Origin of the sequence: Streptomyces sp. NPDC015125, from assembly GCF_043080045.1 — a bacterium.
GTDB lineage: Bacteria > Actinomycetota > Actinomycetes > Streptomycetales > Streptomycetaceae > Streptomyces.
Window position 1 is genome coordinate 118,754 of record NZ_JBIBVF010000009.1, and the last position, 22,399, is coordinate 141,152.

The window sequence follows — 22,399 nt, forward strand, 5'->3', positions numbered from 1 at the left end:
GCGGCCATGACTGATCTCGAACTCTTGGCATCGTTTCGCGCAACTGGTGAAGCGGGACCGGTCATCAATGACTGGAAGGCCGCTGAGGAGGCCCTGAGCACCGCCTTTCCGCCTGCGTTCAAAACGTTTCTCGAAGCTTTTGGCGGCGCGAAGTTCGACGACTTTCTGCGAGTGTATCGGGCAGGTGCCGAGAACGAGTACGCCGACCTGGTGGCGAACACGGTCACGGCGCGGCACACCATGGAGGTGACGCGGGACACGATCCGGGAACTGCTGGCAGAGCGGGGTGTGAAACCCTCGCAGCTGATCTGCTGGGGCGGCACGGACAACGCGGACATGTGCTTCCTGATCCCGCACGAGGACCCCGAGCAGTGGGCCGTCCTCACCGTCATCGGCCGTGGCAGGGAGTACGACCTGTACGAAGGTCCGGTGGAGAGCTATCTGCTGCGGATCCTCCGGGGCGACATCGTGAGCGAGGTCTTCCCGGACGACTTCCCCGACGAGGAACCGGGCTACGAGCGCAACCCGTGGATCTAGCGGGTGCAGCAACGCGCCTCCGATCCGGGCACGTGCCCGGATCGGAGGCGTCGTGGTCTTCGCCGCAACCCGCGACGAACGCAACCGCTTCGCGGTCAAGCACCGAACGGCATCCGAACCGCCCTCCTCCTCTGCGGAGGTCCAGCGGAGTCTTGCTGGGGGCGGCGCGGTCCGCACGGCGAAGGCTGTAGGCGACGCCGGTGGCTTCAAGAACGCTTCGGCAAGGTGAAGCGGGATGGCTTGGGCAACTTGACCGGTGAGTAATGACGCGAACAAGCCACATTTCGCGAAGGTTGGCTTTAACTCAGCACTGTCAGGAGCGAGCCCAGGTGTGACGATCACGAGCCGCCATGTACACCGCGCGCGTCAGCGCAGCTGAGGCCCGCTGTGCCTCAGCTCGGCTCTTCCGCACGTAGGGGTATGACTGGCCGCCTATGCGAACCGAGTCGTCGCCCACCCAAACGCGAGCGCCTCGGTGGCACTTCGTGTTGATGCAGAAGGCTCCGCCCGGACCTATCAGGACGTGGTCGATGTCAACATCGCCCGCCAGGGGTATGGAATGCAGTACTCGCCAGCCTCGTCGTACTAGCCTCTCCAGCTCTGCTCCCACCCGGCGCTCGCCGGCCAGTCCTGCGCGCCAACTGTCCGCTTCCAGACGTCGACCGGACAGTCTGGCCAGCGCCCATCGCCAGAAGCCGGGTGTCAGCTCGTCCACCTTCATTTGCAGTGCGTCTCCCGGGCGGTTCCCGGCAAGGTCGTCCTCAGGGCGCAGTGACTTGTGCGCTACGGTCGGAGAAGAAGCAGTGAGATAGGGCGCAAGGACATCAAGTACCGCGTCCCGCTGTTCCTCAACCAGAAGCGTCAGGTACCCCGTGCTGCGGTCGAGCCATGCGACCTTCTTGCCATCCGACTGATTCACGTAGAGACGGTCATGTCCGTAACGCTTCCATGCGGAGACCTGTAAGCCGCTCACGCGCCCCCCGTTTCGCATCCCATCCAAGACCAATGACCATGTGACCAGGATCAGAAACAGCGAGCAAGACGGCCTCGTCTCTACGCCGAGCCGGCTGGTGGCCGAGATTAGGCGCTTCCCAGCTTTGACCGGTGAGAACTACTGAGAGGAGTTCCCCCGGGTAAACGCCACATTTCGCCAAGAAGCCCCAGGTCACCCCCCGCCCCTACCGCATTCGCTGCACGAGAGGCAGTGCCACAACTTCAACCAAGCCGCACGTGCGCATCTCCTTCATGCGTGCGCGATGCGTGAGCGGATGATCTGGCACGAGGCATCATGAGCGGGACCGACTAGGCAGCCGCGTCGCGCTGAACAGGGAAAACGGCACCACGCGGCAGCGTCGAGCCCCCCCCCGGCAAGGATTCGACCCCACTTGCAAAGCGAAGGTCGTCGGTTCGGGAGATCGGTCTCCTCTTGGCGCTCGATGAAGCGGCGAGTGGTGTTGGCGGGGTGTGGCATCTCGCCGTTCTCATGGGGGAAGACCCGACCGTGTTCGGTGGCGGTGTCGGGCGTGCCTGTCGTTTGACAGCCGTTTATGGCATGGGAAAGTCTCGGCCTACAGACTTCCGGGATGCTAGAGGTGGGCCATGACCAGCGAGGAGCTTCTGGCTGTGCTTGCCGCGGTCGGCCATGCTCAGCGCCTGAGGGTGGTCGCCGAGCTCGCCGAGGGGCGGCTGTACGTCAGTGAGCTGGCCCGCCGTCTCGGTATGTCCCGACCCCTGCTCTACATGCACCTGGAACGCCTGGAGAAGGCCGGTCTGGTGCGCGGAAACCTGGAGCTGTCCGAGGACGGCAAGGCGTTGAAGTACTTCGAACTGGCCCCCTTCGACCTGCACTTGAACGTGGATACGATCCTCGCGGCAGTCGCGCAGGACGCCGTGGCCGCCGAGAGCGGGACGGAGGCCGGGGGAGCTGCCGGCCCGAAGCAATCGAGCGAATCAAAACCAAAGGGGAAGCGCACATGACCGGCGCTGTCATCGCCATCGCGATCGTCCTGATTGTCGTGGGAGGCATCACGGCGAGCGTGGTCGCGTACTTCCGACTGCAGCGCCATCGTGCCGATGCCGTGGCCATGGCCGAATACCGCAAGCTCGCCGAGGAAACCGTCGCCCATCAGCAGTCCCTGCACAGCCGGCTGGCCGAGCTGGGCGACCGGGTCAAGGCCGTCGAGAGTCTGCTGCGCAGCGTCGACTAGCCGTCTCACGCGGGTGGCCCTTTGCCGTGGATACCGGTCCTGAACTGCGACTTTCGCCGGGAACTCAAGGACGTTGCAGGGGCGATTGCCCCGGCCTCGGCTTACCGCTGTTCCTACTGGGTACCGGGCCAAGCCTGTTGACGTACTGCTGAAAGCCGCCCCGAGCCCCAGGATGCCGCCGCCTGCCGTCCCGGAGCGGCACCGCCGGCACACCGAATCCCGGCGCAGTCCCGGTACTACGTACGCGACATGGCCGAGCAGCGGATCGCCCGACCTCCGGGGCCGGCGAAACCCACGACGCCCTCGGCACGTTCGCGCGTGCCGAGGGCGTCGTCGCGGGTTCTGCTCACTCGCGCATGCCCACCACGCCCCCGGGCCGGTTGTGCAGCACGACCGCGGCCGAGAGCAAGGTGGTGGCCAGGGTCAGGGCGCCCGCCGCGCCGACCACGGCGATGCAGATCCACAGCGGGCCGTCGGGCATCGGTGAACCGAGCACCGCCTCGCTCAGCGGTACCAGGGTGAGTCCGGCGACCGCCAGGCCGAGCACGCTGCCGGCCATCGAGACCAGGACGGCCTCCACGGCCTCCACGGCCATCAGCTGCATCACCTGGCGCCGGGGGAGCCGATGAGCCGCTGCAGCAGGAACTCGCGGCGCCGTTCGTCGGTCGCCAGGATCTGGGTGTTGACCAGTGCGATCGTGGCGTAGTCGACGACCATGCCGAGGAGCAGGTACGACATCCACGCCTGCGTATCGTCCTGGTCGGCGTGCAGGGCACCGACCGACTCCCGGTCGGCGACGTGCAGTCCGGGCAGGTTCTTGGCCAGACCCGACGGGGTCCGCGTTGTCGAGACGTACGACGTGCTGGTCGTGCGGGCGCGGCGTCCCGGTCATGAGCGGTGTCCTCCGTCGACGGTGGGCCCGGGTAACGGGCCGACGGGTGGGCGGGAGAGGGGGCCGGGTTCGGCGAGCACGCGCTTGGCGGGTGCGAGCGGGTCCGTCGGCGGGCGGAGCAGCGTGTGGGTGACGGCCAGGTGCAACCGGGCCGCCGCGACCACGAGGTAGGAGGCGTACAGGGCGAGGAGGAGGGCGATGGCCGCGGCGATCAGAGCGGCCGGCCAGGTGTCGATCCAGACGCCGGGGCCGGTGCCGTCGGACCGTCCCAGCCTGACGCCGTGGACGGAACTGCCCTCCGGTGGGCGCGAGGTGACGGACCAGAACCACAGCGGGAGGGACACGCCGATCAGCAACGGGAGCCAGAGCAGCAGGGCGAGCGTGTCGAGGAGGAGCAGCAGCGGGTACATCAGGATCAGGCATGCGCAGTCCCGGAAGAAGGCCGGGTCCGTGCAGCGGGCCTTGAGGTGGCCCGCCAGACCGGGTTCGGTGACCTCCTGGTAGGCGTACGGGATCGGGGCGTCGATCAGAGCGGCGCGGCCCCGCTCGACCTGCGCACAGCAGCGCACGAACCAGGCGGAACCGACGGTCACCACCACGGTGAGGGTGAGCTGGCCGAAGACCAGCCCGGCGAGGACGGCCGCCGTCGAGACGGCGAACAGGACGGTCCCGGAGACGAGGTAGCCCGCGAGGTAGGCGGTGGCACGCCACGGCGCGGGGGAGGTCAGCATGCGCAGCGGACCGGGCTGGTGTGGCAGCAGCCGGGCGCTCGGGAGCTTGCTCATCCCACGCTCCGCAACAGGCCGTCGATCGACTGGAGTCGCTCGTCGAGCCGCTCCAGCGAGTCCTGCACCACCTGGTACTGCGCCGTCGCCTCCTCGGCGAGCTTGCGGTAGTGGGCCATGGCGACGGCGTCCGCGCGGTGGCGCTGCAGTCTGAAGTACGCGACCACGCTGGCTGTGATGCCACCAACGACGATCAGGATGATGGTGATGGTGATCACGGCGCCGGTCATGTCGGGTTCCTCTTCATGTCGCTTTCATGTCGCTGTGCCCTTCCGCGTCTGCCGCGACAGCCGTGGATATCGTGCCGATGTTCAAGTGCAGGTCGAACGGCTCCAGTTCGAAGTACTTCAGCGCCTTGCCGTCCTCGGAGAGGTCCAGGTGCCCGGCGACGAGGTCGGCCTTCTCCAGGCGGTCCAGGTGCATGGAGAGCAGTGGCCGGGATATCCCGAGCCGACGCGCCAGTTCGCTGACGTACATCCGGCCCCCGGAGAGTCCGGCGAGTCCGGCGATGACGCGTAGGCGCTGCCCGTGGCCGACGGCGGTCAGGACGGCCAGGAGTTCCTCGCTCGTCATGCCTCGCCCCCTCAGGTGCCACTCAAGGTGTGTAAGTCGAAACTGACATATGCGCTCTGTGGCTGTCAACGGTAAGTCAGTTCGCTCTGGTGCCTTGCTGGTATGTCACCCCGGACACGGACAGCGCCACCGGGCGCGAGGTCTGGTGGCGCTGTCGGGAGAAGCCGTGCCGGCCGGGGCGACCGTAGGGCCAGCCCCGCGACCGGGAGCGGAACTCACGCAGGCCGCACAGGAGCGGGGGATGGCCGTGGCGGCGCGTGATCCGGCGGGCTTCGCCGAAGACGGTCACGTGTGAGCCCGGCCGCCGGGTGAGGACACGATCTGGCTAGTCATGCCCCGGGGCGCGTCGTCGTGGCCGGTGCTGGTGACACGCAGACGCCCATCGGGAAGCCTGTGTTCGACCGAGCGCGGGTCAGTCGGTCACGCCCAGGTCTTCGCGCATGATCCGGCGCATGGCGGTGAGGGCGGGTTCGGCGGCTTTGAGGTCGAGGAGTGCCTGATCCGCGCTTTCTCCCTCTCCGGAGAGGCCGCGATCGATCCGCTTGGCGGTGGCGTCGATCCCGGCCAGGACGACGTTCAGCTCGCGGGATGCCGTGAGCACCGCTTCGGGAACGATCATCTGGGCCTCGGCGTAGCGGTCCCGGTAGTCCCGCCGCGCCGCTTCGACCTGGGCGCGGTCGTCGTCGGTGTAGACCCCGTCTCGCAGGCGGTGCAGGGCGTCTTTCAGCATGGTGTGGAAGTGGCGGGAGGCTCGGTTCATCGCGGTGTAGGCGGCACGTCGCTCCTCGAAGAGCCGCCTGCTCTCCTCGGTTTGGCGTTCCTGTGCTCGGTGGCGCTTGGTCGCCCCCATGGCGACCAAGGGCGCCAGGAGCGTGCCGAGCACTCCAACGATGGCAGTGATCATGGCGGCTGTAGTGGCACCCATGCACGCGACCCTATGGGCTGCTTGTCTTCGGTGGTCACGGAATCCCGAGGACGGGCAGCAGGGTCGTCGGTGTCGGTGTCGGTGTCGGTGTCGGTGTCTGTGTCTGCGTGTACGTGTGCGTGTACGTCTGCGTGTGCGTCCGCGTTCGCGTGTGTGTGCGGGGTGACCGGGAGGGGGAAGCGGTCGCGGGAGCACCCGACCACTGCACGTGGTGTCGTGGTCGGGTGCTCTCCAAGCTGCGCGGAGGCGTCAGGATCCGGCCTTCGTTACTGCGTACCGCCGGTCAGGATCCTCGTTCCTCATGGTGAACTGCTGCCGCTGCGGGCGCCTCAGGATGACCGGGTGCCCGCTCGGGTTCCGCGCCCGGCTGCCGTTCGGGTACCGGTCGTGGTGCGGCCGCCGGTCCCTGCGGTGACCGTCCCGCAGCAGAGTGCATCAGGGCGGCGCACACCAGCAGCAGGGCGAGTGCGGGCAGCGCGATGGCCACCGCGAGTCCGGGGAACTCCGGGTCACCGCCCAGTCCGGTCACTCCGGTGTAGGCGGCACCGGAGGCCATCTGCAGCGCGAAGAACAATCCGGAGGCGGCGCCCGCGTGCTGCCCGTCGTAGCGCATCATCCCGGCCTGGCAGGTCGGGAACATCGCCCCGACTCCCACCATGCAGAACGCCATGGGGACGACCAGGCTCAGCGGCTCGTCCGGCCAGATCCGCACGCTGACGGACATCACGAGTGCCGCGGCCGCCGCGACCGCTGAAGCGAGCCGGGCGACCAGTTCCAGCGAGCGCACCCGCCCCAGGCGCTTGGCCACGCTGCTCCCCGTCACATAACCGGCGATCACCAGCGTGTACAGGCCCCCGTACTCCACGGGGGAGGCGCCGAGCCCGACCTGGATGGCGTGGCTGGAGTAGGTGGTGAAGGTGAAGTACGCGCACCAGGCGAGGCTGATGGCGGTGGCGAACACGGTGAAGTCCCGGTTGCCGAGGATGCGCCGGTACGCCGTGAGCGGCCCTCCGGACGAGGCGCGGCGAGGGTGCGCGGACTGCCCCTGGGAGGGGGCCGGGGCCGTCGCCATACGGTCCTCGTCAGGTCCCGGTGTGTACTCGGCTGTGGCTGTGGCTGTGTCTGCTGTTGCCGCTGCCGTCGCCTGCCGCCCGACGGGCATCTGCGGCCTGCCGCGCGGCCTGTCGGACGGCAGCAGGAACAGCGCTCCCACGAGGGTGCCGATGCCGAGTGCCGTCATACAGGCGAACAGCACGCGCCATGACGCGTACTGGACCAGAAGGCCCGCGAGCGGTGGTGAGACGGCGGGGGTCACCGCGATCACTGTCGTGAGCGCGGTGAGCACATTGAGCCGTTCCCGTTGCGGCAGGTCCTTCTGTACCCAGAGCCGGGCGATGACCGTGCCCGCGCCTGCGCCCAGGGCTTGGAGGACCCGGCCGGCGATGAAGACTGCGACGTTCGGGGCCAGGAGGCAGAGAGCGGAGGCGCCCGAGAACAGGGCGAGGGCTGCCAGCTGGGTCCGCTTCGCTCCGTACCGGTCGGCCAACTGGCCGGTCACCAGCATGGAGATGGCGTACGCCGCCATGTAGCCGACCATCGAGCGGCTGAGGTCCGACTCGCCCGCGCCGAAGTGGGCCCCGATCTCCGGGATGGCCGGAACGAAGGCGGCGAGGGCGAGTTGGGGCACACACACCAGCGACATCAGGCACAGAGTGAGCCCCCGGGAGAGGCGGATGTCACTCATCAGACCGCCTGCAGGGCGTACCGGCCGTGCTCGTCGACGCTGTACCTGGCGACCCGTGCCGCCTGCCGGGCGACGTACTCCATGGAGCTGGAATGGAAGTGGACCCCCGAGGCCAGATCGCCGACCACGTGGAAGCCCGGCCGGGGGGTGCCGTCCGGACGGAGCGCACGGTTGCTCTCCGGTTCCACCTGGATTCCCCCTGCCGGGTGCGCGGCCACCATGGACCGGCGGGCGAGGTCCCGCAGAAGGGAGCCTTCGGGGGCGGCGGTGAGGTCGTTGGTCCGGCCGACGGCGTTGACGACACGGTCGTACCGCTCGGTGGAGCCGTCGGCGAACGCGGCCGTGAAGCCGCCGCTCGGTTCCCTGCGCACCGCGGTGACCCCACGCCGGAAGCCGATGTCCCCTGCCTCGGCGAGAGCGACCAGCTTGCGCGCGTTCACCGGCGGCATGGGGTTCCGCAGGCAGGCGAAGGTGCGGTGGTGTCTTCGGAGGAAGGCCCGCTGCTCCCCTGGGGACAGTGCACGCCAGAGCGCGGAGTACACCGGGGTGAGTCCGGTGACGCAGCGCTGGAGCAGGCCCGCGGGGCCGGGGTCCGCCAGCCGCGACCGCAGCAGCTCCGCCGCGGGCCACCGTTCCGCGTACGGTCGCACCGCGTCCCGCAGGCTGGTGCCGTGGTCACGGAGAGAGGAATCGATGAGGGCGTAGATGTCCCTGAGCGTCACGGCACCCCGGGAGGCGAGTTCCTGGCCGCCGAAGGAGTGTTCCGGATCATCCCAGCGCGATACCGGACTGGACCTCACATCCGGTACGAAGCCGGAGCGGGAGGCCAGGGTGACCCGTACGCCCTGCTCGGTGAGCACCAGCGCGCTGTCGACGGCTGTCAGTCCCGTGCCCAGCACCAGCACCCGGTCCGCGGGATCCACGCAGGCCAGCGACGGTGCCAGCGGATAGGGCTGGGCGATGAAACCTGGTGCGCCGGCCAGGCCGAAAACGTCGACGGGAGGCAGCGTTCCCACCGCCAGGATCACGCTGTCGGCGGTGAATTTCATGCCGTCCGCGGTCGTGACGGCGTAGGCGTCCGGTCCCTCGGTGGCTCCGGTGGCTCCGGTGGCTCCGGTGGCTCCGGCGGCTCCGGTGGCTCCGGTGGCTCCCGCGACCTCGGTGACCTCGGTGACCGAGCTGCGCACGGTCGTCACCCGGGCGCCGAGGTGTTCGAGATCGTCGCACGCCCCGGCGAAGACCCCTTCCAGATAGTGGCCGAAGGCGGCGCGCGGTGCGAAGGCCGAGGCGGCCTTCCAGTCCAGGGGGATGGCGGTGGAACGCAGCTGCTCCGCGGAGCGGTTGAGCCATCGGCGGAACTGGCCCGGGTCGTTGTAGTCCACGGACATGGCCGACAGCGGACGGTTTAACAGGGCGGCGTGGGTGTCCCGTGCGTAGGCGACGCCCGGCCCGAACCGGTCCGTCGGGTCGAAGACATGGATGTCCGCGGCGAACTCCCGGCTGTCCGCGGAGAGTTCACGAGCGCAGGCGGCCAGGAAGGCGGTTCCGGCGGCACCACCGCCTATGACGGCGATGACGGGGCGAGATGTCACAGAAGTCTCCAGCAAATCATGAAAACAGCAGGTCGGCGATCGCGACGGCGCGCCACGGGCGGCCCTCCCGATCAAGGCCGGTGGGGGCCGGTGGGTTCCATGAAGCAAGGAGTACGGGGGTGTTCGCGGACGGTCGCGTCGGCCCGTTCAAGGCCGCTTGCTGCACCGGTCGCTGCCGCCCAGACGAAGAGATGGCGGCGCACCCCGCCCGACGTTGTCATCCGCACACGTCATTGGGTGCCGCCGTTCCAGGAACGGCGGCACCCGGTGGCTCTCCCCCGGAACCGGTGCACGGTATCGGCCAGGCGGGCGACCGGCCGATGTGGCTGATTCTAGGCAGCTGATCGTCGATCGCCATCCGAAATTGGCGGTCCAGGTGGCTCAAAAATGGCATTACATCGGTTCCACGCCACTTATGGCCAAATACCGCCGCAGGGACGATAGTTGACTATCCGAGTGGAACCTGGGCTTCCGTACGGTGGGGTCTCTCCGGCCGCCGCGGGCCCTTTCGGTAAGGACTCACCCTCGCTCCCGCCGGCGCTCCTCTTCGTCGGTCCGGTGGGTGCGCGGGTCCAGCGGAGCGAGTACGCCCAGGCGTTCCTCGATCCGCTGTGCCGCGTCCAGGCACCGGTCCTCGCGGTACATCCCCGCCACGACCTGGACGCCCTGCGGCAGGCCGGCGGCGAGACCGGTGGGCACGGCCACGGCCGGCACTCCCACGTACGTCGTCGCGGTCAGCAGTCGCATCGGCGACATCATCGCGTCGCGCTCCTCAGGGGTCCGCGGTATCACCGGTTCCGGTGCCGGCTGTGTGGACACCGGTCCGAGCAGCAGCGGGCAGTGCTCGAAGAAGCGGGCCCAGGCGCGCTGGACGCCGAGGCGGACGCCGGTCTGCCGGAGGTACTCCTTCAGGTCGACGGCCGGGTGGCGTTGGGTGTCCAGTTCGATATGGCGGGCGCTGTCGTCGGTGAGCAGCCGCCTGAGCACGGGCCAGGCCAGGGTGAACTCGGTGCGCAGGAGCGCGCCGTAGCCGTCGAGGGCGTCCTGCAGCCGTGGCACCTCGACCTCCTCGACCGGGTGCCCGGCGTCCTCCAGGGCGGCGGCCGCCGCCTCGATCGCCGCGCGCACGTCCGGGTGGACGTCGCCCATGCCGCCGGGGTCGGTCACCACGCCGACCCGCACCGGCGCTTCCGGCCGCGGTCCGTACAGCGGCGCCGGGACCGCCCGCGGGTCCTGCGGGTCGGTGCCCGCCAGCACCTCGTATGCCGCCCGCAGGTCCGCCACCGACCGGGCCAGCGGCCCGTCCACGGGGAAGAGCTGGTGGCCGAGGACCGGCTCCTGATCGCTCATCCGGTGATCGGCCGGGAACCGCCCGTAGCTCGGCTTCAGCCCCGCGACGCCGTTGAACGTCGCCGGGTTGCGCACCGACCCGCCGGAGTCGTTGCCCAGGCCCAGCGGCGCCATGCCGGTCGCCACCGCCACCGCGTCGCCGCCGCTGGTGCCGCCGGGAGTGCGCCGCGGGTCCCACGGGTTGACGGTGTCCCCGAACAGCTGGCTGACCGTGTGCACTCCGGCGATCGCCAGGTCGGGCATGTTGGTGCGGCCGACCGGAATCGCCCCGGCGGCGCGCAGCCGGCGCACCGGGGGAGCGTCCGACGGTGCCACCCAGTCGCGGAAGTACGGCACGCCGTGTGTGGTCGCCGATCCGGCGACGTGGATGTTCTCCTTCACCGTGAACGGCACCCCGGCCAGCGGGCCCGGCCGCTCCCCGGCGGCCCGGCGCCGGTCGGCCTCCCGCGCCGCCTGCCGGGCACTGTCCTCCAACAGCCGGGTCACCGCGTTCACCTGCGGGTTCACCGCGGCGATCCGCTCCAGGTGCGCGTCGACGGCCTCCGCCGCGGACACCTCTCCCCGAGCCACCAGCTCCGCCAGCTCCGACGCTTGCAGCGCCCACAGTTCCGTTGTTGTCCCCATCGGGTCCTCCCTTTCACTCAGGCAGTGACAATGGAGATTGAAGATACAGACCTGTATTTGGATACGGCAATGTATATCTGGTGGGGGTGCGCCGTAGGATGCCGTTGTGACACCCGAACGCAAGCGCCTGACCCGCGAAGAGAGCCGACAGCAGACCCGCGGCCGCCTGCTGGACGCCGCCGCCGAGCTGTTCACCGAACGTGGTGTCAACGGCACCTCCGTCGAGCAGATCGCCGAGCGCGCCGGCTACACCCGCGGCGCCTTCTACGGGAACTTCGAGGACAAGAACGCCCTCGTCGCCGAGCTGCTCCAGCACCGCACCCGCCGCGAACAGGAGGAAGTCCGCACCCTCACCCAGGACGCCACCTCCTTCGCCGAGGCCCTCGACAAGCTCCGGGCCTGGAACCGCGACCGCGCCCGGCACCTGCCCGCATGGCTCGCCCTGCGCATGGAGCTCGTCCTGCACGCGCTGCGCAACGACGAGCTGCGGCCGCTGCTCGCCGAACGTGAACTCCTCGCCCGCGACGCCCATGCCGCCGGCCTGGAGCAGGCGTTCGCCGCCCGCGGGGTCGAGTCCCCCGCAGATCCCGCGTTCCTCGCCCTGATCGTCCATGCCCTGGAGGACGGTCTGCTCATCCAGCGCCTGCTGGCCCCCGCCGGCATCCCGGACGACGTCGTCGTCGACGCCTTCGACCTGCTCCTGCGCTCCTGGACCGCGCTTGCGCAGCATCCGGCCGGGGAGGGCGAGGGTCGGGATCCGGCGTCACGGCGGGCCTGACCGTCACGGCGGGCCCGACCGTCGCGGGACGGGGCCGGGGTGACGGCGGGGATTCAGACCTCCCACTCGGCGGTCTCGTCGGCGGAGGTCCCCTTGTCGGCGGAGGTGCGCTTGTCAGCGGAGGTGCGCTTGTCGGCGGAGGTGCGCTTGGCGGGCGCGGACTTCGGGCCGCTCATCGTGGCGCAGGCAGGATGACGGTGAAGGTGCTGCCCTCGCCCGGTGCGGTGCGTACCGTCACCGTGCCGCCGTGTGCTTCGGCGATCGACTTGACGATGCTCAGGCCGAGGCCGGTGCCGCCGGCGGCCGGATCGCGGGACTCCTCGCCACGGTAGAAGCGTTCGAAGATGCGCTCCGCGATCTCTGGGGGCATACCGGGGCCCTGGTCACAGACCGTCAGCTCCACCGTGTCGCCGGGCAGCGCACGCGCGCCCACCGATATCGGCGTGCCCGGCGGGGTGTAGCGCAGCGCGTTGCTCAGGAGGTTCTGCAGCACCTGCCGGAGCCGGTCCTCGTCGCCGCAGGCGAAGACCTCGCCCTGCACCTCGACGGTGACCGGCTTGCCGGGGTCGCGGACCCGGGCATCGCCGACGGCGTCATCGGCGAGCGCGCCGAGGTCGACCGGTGCGCCGGCGAGCGGGCGGCCCTGGTCGAGCCGGGCGAGCAGCAGCAGCTCTTCGACCGTGGCATGCATCCGGGCCGCCTCGCCCTCGATGCGCAGCATCGCCCGCTCGATGAGTGCGGGATCCTGGGCCAGACCGTGCAGATGCAGCTGCGCCCAGCCGCGGATCGTGGTCAGCGGGGTGCGCAGTTCATGCGAGGCGTTGGCCACGAACTGCCGTAGCTGTTCCTCGGACCGCTGCCGTTCGTCGAACGCCCGGTTGAGGGCGGTGGCGACCTCTCCCACCTCGGAGTGGCGCCGGGCGACCTCGATGCGCTGGTCGATGTCGCCGTCGGCGACGGCCTTCGCGGTGGCGGCCATGTCGCGCAACGGCCGCAGGCCCACGCGGAGTACGCCGCGGCTGAGGAACACGATGCCCCCGAGCGCGGCCAGCGTGGCGGCGGCATCGGCGCCGATCAGCCAGTAGACGACGTCCTCCGCCGGCTGGAGGCTCTTGGCGACCACGACCGTGCTGAACCGCTGGGGCGGTGTGCCGGGCGCGGGCCGGACCGTGGCGGACGGGCCGACGGAGAAGCTCAGGACGCGGTAACGCGGTACGGGCGCTGCCTTCGCCGACAGGGTGAGGGGCCGGTCGGCGAAGCTGTCCGGGACCGGTGCCGGCAGGTCGGGGCGGGCTCGGAGCTGCCCGTTGAGGTCACGTGACGGGGTCTGGGCGACCACCCGGCCGCGGTCGTCGACCAGCGCGATGTACAGGCCATCGGGAATGAGGGAGTTGAGGCCGGCCGAGTTGACCGGTGCCGCTCGGTCGCTCATCCGGTGCTGCACGGTGTCGCGGGCCTTGGCGAGCGTCGCGTCGGCGACATCGATGAGGTTGAGGCGCAGTCCGATCAGCGACACCGCATTGACGGCCACCATGCCCCCGGCCGCCAGCAGGACGACCCCGACCATCAGCCGCGCCCGCAAGGAGCCACGCCAGGCGGCGGCCACCTCAGTCGCCTCCGGGCAGGCGCAGGCTGTAGCCGAACCCGCGCATCGTGTGGATCAGGGCGGGGGCCTGGGCGTCCACCTTCGCCCTCAGCCGGGACACCAGCTTCTCGACGACGCCCGCTCCGAAGCGGTGCTGCCAGACGTGGTCCATGATCTGGTCCTTCGACATCACCTGGTCGGCATTGATCAGCAGGTAACGCAGCAGTTTGTACTCGGTCGGTGACAGCGCGATCAGCCGGTCCCCGCGATGTACCCGCCTGCTCCGCTCGTCCACGCTCAAGTCGGCGAAACGCAGCATCGGGCTCTCCTCCGCGGACCGGCCGGCGCGCCGCAACAAGGCGTGCACCCTGGCCAGCAGTTCGGGAAGGCTGAAGGGCTTGGTGAGGTAGTCGTCCGCGCCCATGGCGAAGCCCGTCACCCGGTCCTCGACGGAATCCCGCGCGGTCAGGAACAGCACCGGCAGCCGCGCCCCGTTCTCCACCAGCCGCCGGCACACGGTGAAGCCGTCCATGTCGGGCAACATGACGTCCAGCACCAGCAGGTCCGGGGGCTGTGCCTCGTACGCGCTCAGGGCCGTCGCGCCGCAGCCCGCGGTCGCCACCGTGTAGCCCGCGAGGCCCAAGGTGGTCTCCAGCAGCTCCGCCATCCGCGGGTCGTCGTCCACGACAAGCAGCCGTTGCCCGGTTCCCCGGGGCAACGGTGCGCCACTCGTCGGCGAGGCGGGGGGCATGGCGGGCACCAATCGGTCACGGAGTCTGCGACGACAACGAGTCGCCCCGGCCGCCGGTTCCCCGGCCCCGGCCCCCGGGGCGTGGCAGATGTTCCCCCGGCCCGCGGCGGCTGTCAGGAAACGGTCAGGTTGCTGACCGCGACGGGTCAGCGAGGGCGGTTTCTCTTGAGCCACGACACCGGAACGAGCACCGTCCGAGCGCCGCCCGAGCGCCGCCCGAACACCGTCCGCCGAGAAGCCTGGAGATCCTGTGGACCCTGCCGCACATGAGGAAGCCGGCGGTGTGGATGCCGTTCAGGCCGCCGTGCGGAGCCGGCTGCGCGGCACCGTGATCGATATCGCGCCCGTCTTCGGATTCACCCTGACCTTCGCCCTCACCCATCGGCTCGGCGTCGCGCTGACGCTCGCCTTCACGGCCGGGGCCGGGGTCTTCGCCTACCGGCTGGTACGCAAGGAGCCCGTGGGGCGGGCGCTGGGAATCCTCGGCCTGGTCTGTGTCCAGGGCGCGTTGGCCGCACGGACCGGGCAGGCCACCAGCTTCTTCCTCCCGCACCTGGTGCTGCACTGCGTGATGGCCGTGGCGGCGCCGGTGCTGATCCTGCTCGGGTGGCCGCCGATGGGGCTGATGGTGGGGCTGCTCACGGGCGAGCGGACCGCGTGGCGCCGCTGTGCGGTGCGCCGCCGGGCCTTCGCCAGGGGCAGCCTCGTCCTCTTCGCCGGGAACGTCCTGATGCTGGCCGTCCAGCTCCCGCTGTTCCTGTCCGGCCAGGCCGTCGCCCTCGGCTCGGTCGATGTCTTCGGGCCTCTCGTCTTCGCGCTCGGCGCACTGCTGGGCTGGCGCGTCTACCGGCGTGCCGTCGGCGCGCACCGCTGCGACGCCCCCCTCCCCGCGAACGCCGACCTGAGCGCCGGCCCGGCACACCCCACCGGACCCGAACACCCCACCGGCCCCGAACATCCCACCGGCCCGGCACACCCCACCAGCCCCGCACGTCCCACTGGCCCGGCGCACCTCACGGGCCGCGCGCACCTCACCGACCCGGCGCACCTCACCGGCCCGGCACACCCCATGGAAAGGACCGTTCGATGACCGACGCCCAGCCCACCACCCGGCCCCGGCCCGACGCCCGGCCCCAGCCCACCGTGCGGACCTGCCCGTTCAGCCCGCCGGAGGAGTACCGGACGCTGCGCGAAGAGGCCCCGATCACGCCGGTGACCTTCCCGGACACTACGACCGGCTGGCTGGTCACCCGGCATGCGGACGTACGGACGATGCTGGCCGATCCGCGGTTCGGTGCCAATCGCCGCCCGGCGCGGGCCGCAGCCGTGCCCGCCGGTACACCGGTGCCGCCGCCTCCGCCGGGGATGTTCATCATGATGGACGCCCCGGAGCACACCCGGATCCGCCGGCTGCTCACCGGCCAGTTCACGGTGCGCCGGATGCGGCAGCTGGTGCCCGCGGTGGAGCGGATCGTTTCCGAGCACCTGGACGCCATGGCGTCCGCCGAGCAGCCGGTCGACCTGGTCCAGGCCTTCGCGCTGCCCATTCCCTCGCTGGTGATCTGCGAGCTGCTCGGGGTGCCGTACGAGGACCGTGCGGACTTCCAGCGGAATTCGAGCACCATGCTCCGGCTGGACGCGAGCATGGAGGAGGCCCAGCAGGCCCACCAGGCGATGAACCGGCACATCCACGAACTGGTCCTCGCCAAGCGCGCCCACCCCACCGACGACATCCTCAGCGGCCTGGTGCAGGAGGGCAGTCTCACCGACGAGGAAATGGCCGGTGTCGGGGCGCTGTTGCTGCTCGCCGGGCACGAGACCACGGCGAACATGATCGCGCTGGGCACCATGTGCCTGCTGGGCAACCCCGACCAACTGGCGGCGCTGCGCGCGGACGCCTCGCTGTGGGACAACGCCGTCGAGGAGCTCCTCCGTTACTTGACGATCATTCAGTTCGGCCTGCGTCGCGTGGCGCGGGAGGACCTGGAGCTGGACGGCCACCACATCGCGGCCGGCACCACGGTGCTCGCCTCCCTGGCGTCGGGGAACCGTGACGCGTCGCAGTTCACCGGCGACCCCGACCAGTTGGACGTGCACCGGCCCTACAGCCCGCACCTGGCTTTCGGGCACGGCGTCCACCAGTGCATCGGCCAGCAACTGGCCCGGGTGGAGATGAAGGCCGCGCTGTCCGCCCTTCTCGACCGGTTCCCCTCCCTGCGGCTGGCCGTACCGGCGGAGCAGGTGCCGATGCGCGACGACATGCTCATCTACGGCGTCCACGAACTGCCCGTGACCTGGTAGCCGGCGCCACGGCTGCCACGCGACACCACATCCACAGAAGAAGAGGAATCCCGATGAAGGTCATCATCGACGAGGACAAGTGCGTCGGCGCAGGTCAGTGCGTGCTGGCAGCCGAAGAGGTCTTCGACCAGCGGGAGGACGACGGCATCGTCGTCCTCCTGGACGCCCTCCCGTCCGAGAAGCTGCACTCCTCGGTGGAGGACGCCGCCGCCCGTTGCCCGGCGCTGGCCATCGAGGTGCTGAAGTAGTGCCTGCGAAGGAACGGATCGTCGTGGTGGGCGCCTCGGCAGCGGGGCTCACCGCGGCCGAGGCCCTCCGCCGCGAGGGTTTCGCCGGGACGCTGACCATGGTCGGGGAGGAACCCCGGGTGCCCTACGACCGGCCGCCGCTGTCCAAGCAGGTCCTGGCCGGTGACCGGGAGCCGGAGACGACCGTGCTGCGCCAGGACGCGGACCTCGGGCGCCTGAACGCCGAACTGCGCCTGGGCTGCCGGGCGACCGGGGTGGATACGACGGACCGCACCGTCACCCTGGAGGACGGGGACCGGCTGCGCTACGACGGCCTGGTCATCGCGACGGGGCTGCGGCCCCGCCGGCTGCCCTTCGGCCACGACCTGGCCGGGGTACACGTCCTGCGCACGCTCGACGACGCCCTGACGCTGCGTGCGCAGTTGCTGGGCGGCCCGCGGGTCGTGGTGATCGGCGCCGGATTCCTCGGCAGCGAGATCGCCGCTACCGCACGGGGGCTGGGCCTGGACGTCACGCTCGTCGATATCGCGCCCACCCCGCTGTCCGGGCAAGTCGGCCCCTGGGTGGGCAACTTGGTGGCCGGCCTGCACCAGGACCACGGGGTCCGGCTGCGGATGGGCCGCGGCGTCGCCGGCCTGACCGGCGGGAACGGCCGGGTCACCGAGGTGGTGCTCGACGACGGCGACCGGCTCCCCGCCGAGGTGGTCGTGGTCGCGATCGGCTCGGTGCCGGCCACCGACTGGCTGGCGGGCTCCGCGATCCCCCTGGGGGACGGGGTGCTCTGCGACAGCCACTGCCGGGCCGCGCCCGGGGTCTATGCGGCAGGAGACGTCGCCAATTGGCCGGACCCGGTCACCGGCGACCGCGTCCGTCTCGAACAACGCACCAACGCCACCACCCAGGCGCTCGCCGTCGCCAGGAACCTCCTCGCCGGGCCCGGGGGCGCAGCGCCCTACGCACCGGTCCCGTTCGGCTGGACCGACCAGTACGACGCCAAGATCCAGTTCCACGGCCGGTGTCCCGTGGATGCCCGGGGCACCTGTGTCGAGGGCGATCCGCAGACGGGCAGGTTCGTCGCGCTCTACCAGGAGGGCGGCCGGGTGGTGGGCGTACTCGGCTGGAACAGCGCACGCGCCCTGCACGCGTACCGCGGCCGCATCGGCGAGCGGGCGCCGGAGTAACGGGGGCAGGCGGGGGCGGAGTGAGCCGAGGGGAGGAGAAGGGGGGAGGGGAGGAGAGGGGAGAGTGGGGAAAGGGGGGCGTTCCTGAGGGGTGGCCGAAGGGGTGGCCCGGCGGGCGGATCGGGGATGCGCCCGTAGGGGTGGACGGCCGGGCGGACCGCCGGGTGGACGGCCGGGTGAACCGGAGGGGGAAGCGGCCGACGGGAGAGGGGTTTTGACGGGCCGGAAGGGGCGTACCGGCGTAAGTTCACCGGCATGGTGACTTCGATGACGCACGAGGACTACGAGCGGCGGATGGACCGGGCGGGCCGGGCCGCCGCCGATGCCGGGCTGGCCGGACTGATCGTGACGCCGGGTCCGGATCTGGTGTGGCTGTGCGGCTACCGGCCGCCCGCGGCCACCGAGCGGCTGACCGCCCTGGTGATCGAGCCGGGGCGGCGCTCGCGGCTGCTGGTGCCCGTATTGGAGTATCCGGACGCGGAGCGTTCGCCCGGGGCTCAGGTGATGGAGGTGTCGGGGTGGACCGACGGCTCGGAACCGTATGCGGAGGTGGCCAAGTGGGTGGATCCGCAAGGGCGTTACGGGGTGTCCGACGCGACGTGGGCGTTGCATCTGCTGGGGCTCCAGCGGTGGCTGCCGGGGACCGCCTACAGCGCGCTGACGGAGGCGCTGCCGATGCTGCGCGCCGTCAAGGACGCCCATGAGGTGGCGCGGCTGGCCGCGGCCGGCGCCGCCGCGGATGCGACGTACGAGGAGATCCTCGGGGTGCGCTTCGGCGGCCGGCGGGAGCAGGAGGTGGCGGCGGACCTGGCGCGGCTGCTGACCGAGCACGGGCACAGCCAGGTGGATTTCACGGTCGTCGGGTCGGGCCCCAACGGCGCCAATCCGCACCACGAGGCCGGTGAACGGGTCATCGAGGACGGCGACATGGTCGTGCTCGACTTCGGTGGTCTCAAGGACGGGTACGGTTCCGACACCTCGCGGACGGTGCACGTCGGGGAGCCGGGCGCCGAGGAGCGCAAGGTGCACGACATCGTGCGGGAGGCGCAGCAGGCGGCGTTCGAGGCGGTGCGGCCGGGCGTCGCGTGCCAGGACATCGACCGGGTGGCCAGGAAGGTCATCAAGGCTGCCGGGTACGGCGAGTACTTCATCCACCGCACCGGCCACGGCATCGGGGTGACCACGCACGAGCCGCCGTATCTGGTGGAGGGGGAGCATCTGCCGTTGGTGCCCGGGATGTGCTTCTCGATCGAGCCGGGGATCTATCTGCCGGGGCGGTTCGGGGTCCGTATCGAGGACATCGTGACGTGTACGGAGTCGGGCGGGCGGCGGCTGAACGGGACGGCCCGGGAGCTGGCGGTGGTGCGGTAGGGCCCCGGCCGCTTCGGCCGGGGCGGCTGCGGTCGGGGCGGCTGCGGTCGGGGAGCGCCGCGGCAGGGGCCTACCGTCGCGGGCTGCCGGGCATTTCCGCAGGTCAGGCGCGTTGTCAGTGGCGTGGTTCACGATGGGGTGTGCAGGCGTGGACCGGAACGGCGGACGGGCTCGGACGGCAGGAAGGCGGTGGCCCTGTGGCAGGGCGCGGTAAGGAGACGCTGCGGGCGGTGCGGCGGCCGGAGGTGCGGCTGCCGGAGCTGGCGGCGTACGACGGCGGGGAGCTGGAGGCCGAGGGGGATTACGACGGGCTGGAGTTCACGGACGCCGACTGGGCCGGGCAGTCGGCGCGCGGCGCGCGCTTCCTGGACTGCGCACTGCGGCACTGCGCGCTCGACGAGACCGTGCTCAGCCGGGCGCGGATCATCGACAGCGTGCTGAGCGGTGTACGCGGGGTCGGCACGGACCTTTCCCAGGCGTCCCTGCGCGATGTGGAGGTGGCGGACGCCCGGCTCGGCGGGACGCAGCTGCACGGTGCGGTGCTGCAGCGCGTCGTGGTGCGCGGCGGGAAGATCGATTTCCCGAATCTGCGGAAGGCGAAGCTGCGGGACGTCGCCTTCGAGGGCTGTGTGCTGGTCGAGGCGGACTTCGCGGGGGCGGAGCTGGAGCGGGTGACGTTCGACGACTGCACACTGGCGCGGGTGGACTTCTCCGAGGCGCGGATGAAGGACGTCGATCTGCGGGGGGCGGCCGCGCTGGATATCGCGCGCGGGATCGACCGGTTGTCGGGCGCGGTGATCAGCGCGCCCCAACTGCTCGATCTGGCACCGGCGTTCGCGGCCCAGATTGGGGTGCGGGTGGAGTGAGGCGGCTGGCCGGCCAGGCGCTCAGACGCGGGGGAAGCGGGCCTGGAGGTCCCAGATGGCCGGGTTGTCGTCGAGGCCGTCGTGCATATCGGTGAGGTCGGCGATCAGGTCGTGCAGGAAGTCGCGGGCCTCGCGGCGCAGTGCGGAGTGGTTGAAGGTGAGCGGGGCCTCATCGGCCGGCATCCAGTCGGCGTCGACGTCCACCCATCCGAAGCGGCGCTCGAAGAAGATCCGGTCCGCGGACTCGGTGAAGTCCAGCTCGGCGTGGACGGGGCGGGCGGAGCGGTTGCCCCGGGGATCGGTGTCGAGCTGCTCGACGATGTCGCACAGCGCCCAGGCGAAGTCGAGGACCGGTACCCAGCCCCAGGCCGTGGACAGCTCGCGGTCCGTCTTCGTGTCGGCGAGGTAGACATCGCCGCAGAAGAGGTCGTGGCGCAGCGTGCGCACGTCCGCGCTCCGGTAGTCCGTCTGCGGCGGGTCCGGGAAGCGGCGGGAGAGGGAGTAGCCGACGTCGATCACGTCTTGATGGTGTCACGCCGGTGCGACGCGGAGACGCCCGCACCGGTCGGACGGAGAGACGCCCCCGCCCGCCCGTGCCCGGCCCGCCCGTGCCCCGCCCGCCTGCGGTCCGCCCGCCGCCCGCGCCGCGGCCAGCGCATCGGCGACGCCCCGGCCGGCCACCCGCATCGCGTCCAGCGCCGCATCCGTCTTGATCTCCACCATGGGGGTTACCTCCCGCTCGCCGCCTCCCGCACCGCGGCGGCGACAGCGAGGGGCGGTATTTATTTACCGGTATTAGTATCACGGGCATGGTGCGAACTCCACTGACCCCTTGGGAACGCGAACGCGGTGAGCGGCTCGGCGCGCTGCTGCGCAGGGCGCGCGGCGAGCGGAGCATGGTCGAGGTCGCGGCGGCGGCCGGACTGTCCGCCGAGACGCTGCGGAAGATCGAGACCGGCCGGGCGCCGACCCCGGCGTTCTTCACGGTCGCCGCGCTGGCCGGCACGCTAGGGCTGTCACTGGACGAGGTCGCCGTGCTGGCCTCGCCCTCCGAGGAGGCCGAGGCCGAGGCCGCGGTCGCCTGAGCGGGACCGCAGAGAGGGAGGGTACGGAGGTCGCGGTCGCCTGAGCGGGACCGCGGAGGCGGAGGGCACGGAGGTCGCGGTCGCCCGAGCGGGGCCACACAGCGCACCCCGCCCACCCCGCGCACCCCGCCCACCACGGTTCCCCGACCCTCGGCCCCCCGGCCCCCCTGACCGCCGTCCCCCCCCGACCCCCGATTCCCGCCCCCCGAAACACGCCGAGGGCCGGCCCCCGTGGGGAACCGGCCCTCCGTTTGCGCTGACCCGGCCGCGCCGGGTGCAGGCGTGGCTCAGACGTTGACGCCGAAGTCCTGCGCGATGCCGACGAGGCCCGAGGCGTAGCCCTGGCCCACCGCGCGGAACTTCCACTCCGCGCCGTTGCGGTACAGCTCGCCGAAGACCATGGCGGTCTCGGTGGCCGCGTCCTCGCTGAGGTCGTAGCGGGCGATCTCGGTGCCACCGGCCTGGTTGATGATGCGGATGAAGGCGTTCCGCACCTGGCCGAAGTTCTGGCTGCGGTTCTCGGCGTCGTAGATCGAGACCGGGAAGACGATCTTGTCGATGTCCGCCGGCAGCGCCGCCAGGTTGATGTTGATCTGCTCGTCGTCGCCCTCGCCCTGGCCGGTGACGTTGTCGCCGGTGTGCACGATCGACTGGTCGGGCGTGGCCTTGTTGTTGAAGAAGACGAAGTGCTGGTCGGAGTAGACCTTGCCGCTCGGGTTGACCGCGATCGCGCTGGCGTCGAGGTCGAAGTCCGTGCCGGTGGTGGTCCGGACGTCCCAGCCGAGGCCCACCGTGACGGCGGTCAGGCCCGGTGCCTCCTTGGTGAGGGAGACGTTGCCGCCCTTGGACAGGCTTACAGCCATGGGATGTCCCTTTCCTTGTCGACTCGTCGAAGCGTCGGGCTCCGTACTGCGGACGAAGCTACCGTCACCCACCACAACGCCATCAGGGGACCGGGAGGTTCCAGCACTCTTTACTTTCTTTGCCGAATCCTGATGGTGGAT

The 22,399-nt window shown here is 70.8% G+C and carries 26 protein-coding genes and 1 pseudogene; 11 read left to right on the top strand and 16 right to left on the bottom strand.

Going from position 1 to position 22,399, the window contains the following annotated elements; genetic code table 11:
• Window positions 1-6 precede the first annotated feature (6 nt).
• Window positions 7-537: an SMI1/KNR4 family protein gene (locus ACF088_RS20950; protein ID WP_392377267.1), complete on the top strand. Its 531-nt coding sequence runs from the start codon at window positions 7-9 to the stop codon at window positions 535-537.
• Between the two features lie 313 nt (window positions 538-850).
• Here ACF088_RS20950 and ACF088_RS20955 read toward each other — a convergent pair whose 3' ends face one another.
• Window positions 851-1,528 (bottom strand): nuclease-related domain-containing protein, encoded by a 678-nt coding sequence (locus ACF088_RS20955; RefSeq protein WP_392377383.1) that lies wholly within the window; start codon window positions 1,526-1,528, stop codon window positions 851-853.
• Between the two features lie 608 nt (window positions 1,529-2,136).
• Here ACF088_RS20955 and ACF088_RS20960 point away from each other — a divergent pair.
• Window positions 2,137-2,514 carry an ArsR/SmtB family transcription factor gene (locus ACF088_RS20960; protein ID WP_392377268.1) on the top strand — a complete coding sequence of 126 codons (378 nt, stop codon included), beginning with the start codon at window positions 2,137-2,139 and terminating at the stop codon, window positions 2,512-2,514.
• Window positions 2,511-2,744 (top strand): hypothetical protein, encoded by a 234-nt coding sequence (locus ACF088_RS20965; protein WP_392377269.1) that lies wholly within the window; start codon window positions 2,511-2,513, stop codon window positions 2,742-2,744. Before ACF088_RS20960 ends, ACF088_RS20965 begins: the two co-directional genes overlap by 4 nt.
• A gap of 346 nt (window positions 2,745-3,090) precedes the next feature.
• Here the strand turns inward: ACF088_RS20965 and ACF088_RS20970 are convergent, their stop codons facing one another.
• From ACF088_RS20970 to ACF088_RS21010, 9 genes are all read right to left on the bottom strand, one after another.
• On the bottom strand, window positions 3,091-3,339 hold the full coding sequence (locus ACF088_RS20970; RefSeq protein WP_392377270.1) for a hypothetical protein: 249 nt from the start codon (window positions 3,337-3,339) through the stop codon (window positions 3,091-3,093).
• Window positions 3,340-3,347: 8 nt separating this feature from the next.
• Window positions 3,348-3,482, bottom strand: coding sequence for a hypothetical protein (locus ACF088_RS20975; protein WP_392377271.1), 135 nt, complete (start codon window positions 3,480-3,482; stop codon window positions 3,348-3,350).
• 150 nt (window positions 3,483-3,632) lie between these two features.
• The gene (locus ACF088_RS20980; protein ID WP_392377272.1) at window positions 3,633-4,421 is read right to left on the bottom strand and encodes a sensor domain-containing protein; all 789 of its coding nucleotides are present in this window, start codon (window positions 4,419-4,421) and stop codon (window positions 3,633-3,635) included.
• The gene (locus tag ACF088_RS20985; RefSeq protein WP_392377273.1) at window positions 4,418-4,651 is read right to left on the bottom strand and encodes a hypothetical protein; all 234 of its coding nucleotides are present in this window, start codon (window positions 4,649-4,651) and stop codon (window positions 4,418-4,420) included. Before ACF088_RS20985 ends, ACF088_RS20980 begins: the two co-directional genes overlap by 4 nt.
• Window positions 4,652-4,664: 13 nt before the next feature.
• Complete coding sequence (locus tag ACF088_RS20990) at window positions 4,665-4,994, bottom strand: ArsR/SmtB family transcription factor (protein WP_392377274.1); 330 nt, start codon at window positions 4,992-4,994, stop codon at window positions 4,665-4,667.
• A 412-nt stretch (window positions 4,995-5,406) separates the two neighbouring features.
• Window positions 5,407-5,919 (bottom strand): hypothetical protein, encoded by a 513-nt coding sequence (locus tag ACF088_RS20995; RefSeq protein WP_392377275.1) that lies wholly within the window; start codon window positions 5,917-5,919, stop codon window positions 5,407-5,409.
• A gap of 283 nt (window positions 5,920-6,202) precedes the next feature.
• Window positions 6,203-7,663 (bottom strand): MFS transporter, encoded by a 1,461-nt coding sequence (locus tag ACF088_RS21000; RefSeq protein WP_392377276.1) that lies wholly within the window; start codon window positions 7,661-7,663, stop codon window positions 6,203-6,205.
• Window positions 7,663-9,255 (bottom strand): FAD/NAD(P)-binding protein, encoded by a 1,593-nt coding sequence (locus ACF088_RS21005; protein WP_392377277.1) that lies wholly within the window; start codon window positions 9,253-9,255, stop codon window positions 7,663-7,665. The genes ACF088_RS21000 and ACF088_RS21005 overlap by 1 nt, the downstream gene beginning before the upstream one ends.
• 519 nt (window positions 9,256-9,774) lie before the next feature.
• Window positions 9,775-11,229, bottom strand: a complete 1,455-nt coding sequence (locus tag ACF088_RS21010) for an amidase (RefSeq protein ID WP_392377278.1) — start codon at window positions 11,227-11,229, stop codon at window positions 9,775-9,777.
• 106 nt (window positions 11,230-11,335) lie between these two features.
• On the opposite strand from ACF088_RS21010, the gene ACF088_RS21015 reads away from it, so the two are divergent.
• Window positions 11,336-12,007 (top strand): TetR/AcrR family transcriptional regulator, encoded by a 672-nt coding sequence (locus tag ACF088_RS21015; protein ID WP_392377279.1) that lies wholly within the window; start codon window positions 11,336-11,338, stop codon window positions 12,005-12,007.
• A gap of 53 nt (window positions 12,008-12,060) precedes the next feature.
• Here the strand turns inward: ACF088_RS21015 and ACF088_RS21020 are convergent, their stop codons facing one another.
• The 3 genes from ACF088_RS21020 to ACF088_RS21030 are packed head-to-tail and all read right to left on the bottom strand — an operon-like array spanning window position 12,061 to window position 14,277.
• Complete coding sequence (locus tag ACF088_RS21020) at window positions 12,061-12,183, bottom strand: hypothetical protein (protein ID WP_392377280.1); 123 nt, start codon at window positions 12,181-12,183, stop codon at window positions 12,061-12,063.
• A complete protein-coding gene (locus ACF088_RS21025; RefSeq protein WP_392377281.1) occupies window positions 12,180-13,613 on the bottom strand; it encodes a sensor histidine kinase in 1,434 nt (477 codons plus the stop codon). The genes ACF088_RS21020 and ACF088_RS21025 overlap by 4 nt, the downstream gene beginning before the upstream one ends.
• A gap of 1 nt (window position 13,614) precedes the next feature.
• On the bottom strand, window positions 13,615-14,277 hold the full coding sequence (locus tag ACF088_RS21030) for a response regulator transcription factor (RefSeq protein ID WP_392377282.1): 663 nt from the start codon (window positions 14,275-14,277) through the stop codon (window positions 13,615-13,617).
• Between the two features lie 349 nt (window positions 14,278-14,626).
• Here ACF088_RS21030 and ACF088_RS21035 point away from each other — a divergent pair, with 349 nt between their 5' ends.
• The 6 genes from ACF088_RS21035 (at window position 14,627) to ACF088_RS21060 (ending at window position 20,310) form a co-directional block, all read left to right on the top strand.
• A complete protein-coding gene (locus ACF088_RS21035) occupies window positions 14,627-15,433 on the top strand; it encodes a DUF3159 domain-containing protein (RefSeq protein ID WP_392377283.1) in 807 nt (268 codons plus the stop codon).
• Entirely contained in the window at window positions 15,430-16,644 is a 1,215-nt protein-coding gene (locus ACF088_RS21040; RefSeq protein ID WP_392377284.1) for a cytochrome P450, read from the top strand. Before ACF088_RS21035 ends, ACF088_RS21040 begins: the two co-directional genes overlap by 4 nt.
• A 53-nt stretch (window positions 16,645-16,697) precedes the next feature.
• Window positions 16,698-16,892 (top strand): ferredoxin, encoded by a 195-nt coding sequence (locus ACF088_RS21045; protein WP_392377285.1) that lies wholly within the window; start codon window positions 16,698-16,700, stop codon window positions 16,890-16,892.
• Window positions 16,892-18,073, top strand: coding sequence for an NAD(P)/FAD-dependent oxidoreductase (locus ACF088_RS21050; protein WP_392377286.1), 1,182 nt, complete (start codon window positions 16,892-16,894; stop codon window positions 18,071-18,073). Before ACF088_RS21045 ends, ACF088_RS21050 begins: the two co-directional genes overlap by 1 nt.
• A 267-nt stretch (window positions 18,074-18,340) precedes the next feature.
• Window positions 18,341-19,444, top strand: a complete 1,104-nt coding sequence (locus ACF088_RS21055; protein ID WP_392377384.1) for a M24 family metallopeptidase — start codon at window positions 18,341-18,343, stop codon at window positions 19,442-19,444.
• Between the two features lie 221 nt (window positions 19,445-19,665).
• Complete coding sequence (locus ACF088_RS21060; protein ID WP_392377385.1) at window positions 19,666-20,310, top strand: pentapeptide repeat-containing protein; 645 nt, start codon at window positions 19,666-19,668, stop codon at window positions 20,308-20,310.
• A gap of 21 nt (window positions 20,311-20,331) precedes the next feature.
• Here ACF088_RS21060 and ACF088_RS21065 read toward each other — a convergent pair whose 3' ends face one another.
• Complete coding sequence (locus ACF088_RS21065) at window positions 20,332-20,829, bottom strand: hypothetical protein (RefSeq protein ID WP_392377287.1); 498 nt, start codon at window positions 20,827-20,829, stop codon at window positions 20,332-20,334.
• Between the two features lie 105 nt (window positions 20,830-20,934).
• Window positions 20,935-21,033, bottom strand: a pseudogene (locus ACF088_RS21070) (type I methionyl aminopeptidase); the annotation flags it as partial.
• A gap of 86 nt (window positions 21,034-21,119) precedes the next feature.
• On the opposite strand from ACF088_RS21070, the gene ACF088_RS21075 reads away from it, so the two are divergent.
• Window positions 21,120-21,395 (top strand): helix-turn-helix domain-containing protein, encoded by a 276-nt coding sequence (locus tag ACF088_RS21075; RefSeq protein WP_392377288.1) that lies wholly within the window; start codon window positions 21,120-21,122, stop codon window positions 21,393-21,395.
• Window positions 21,396-21,682: 287 nt separating this feature from the next.
• Here the strand turns inward: ACF088_RS21075 and ACF088_RS21080 are convergent, their stop codons facing one another.
• Entirely contained in the window at window positions 21,683-22,258 is a 576-nt protein-coding gene (locus tag ACF088_RS21080; protein ID WP_244419317.1) for a TerD family protein, read from the bottom strand.
• Window positions 22,259-22,399: the final 141 nt, after the last annotated feature.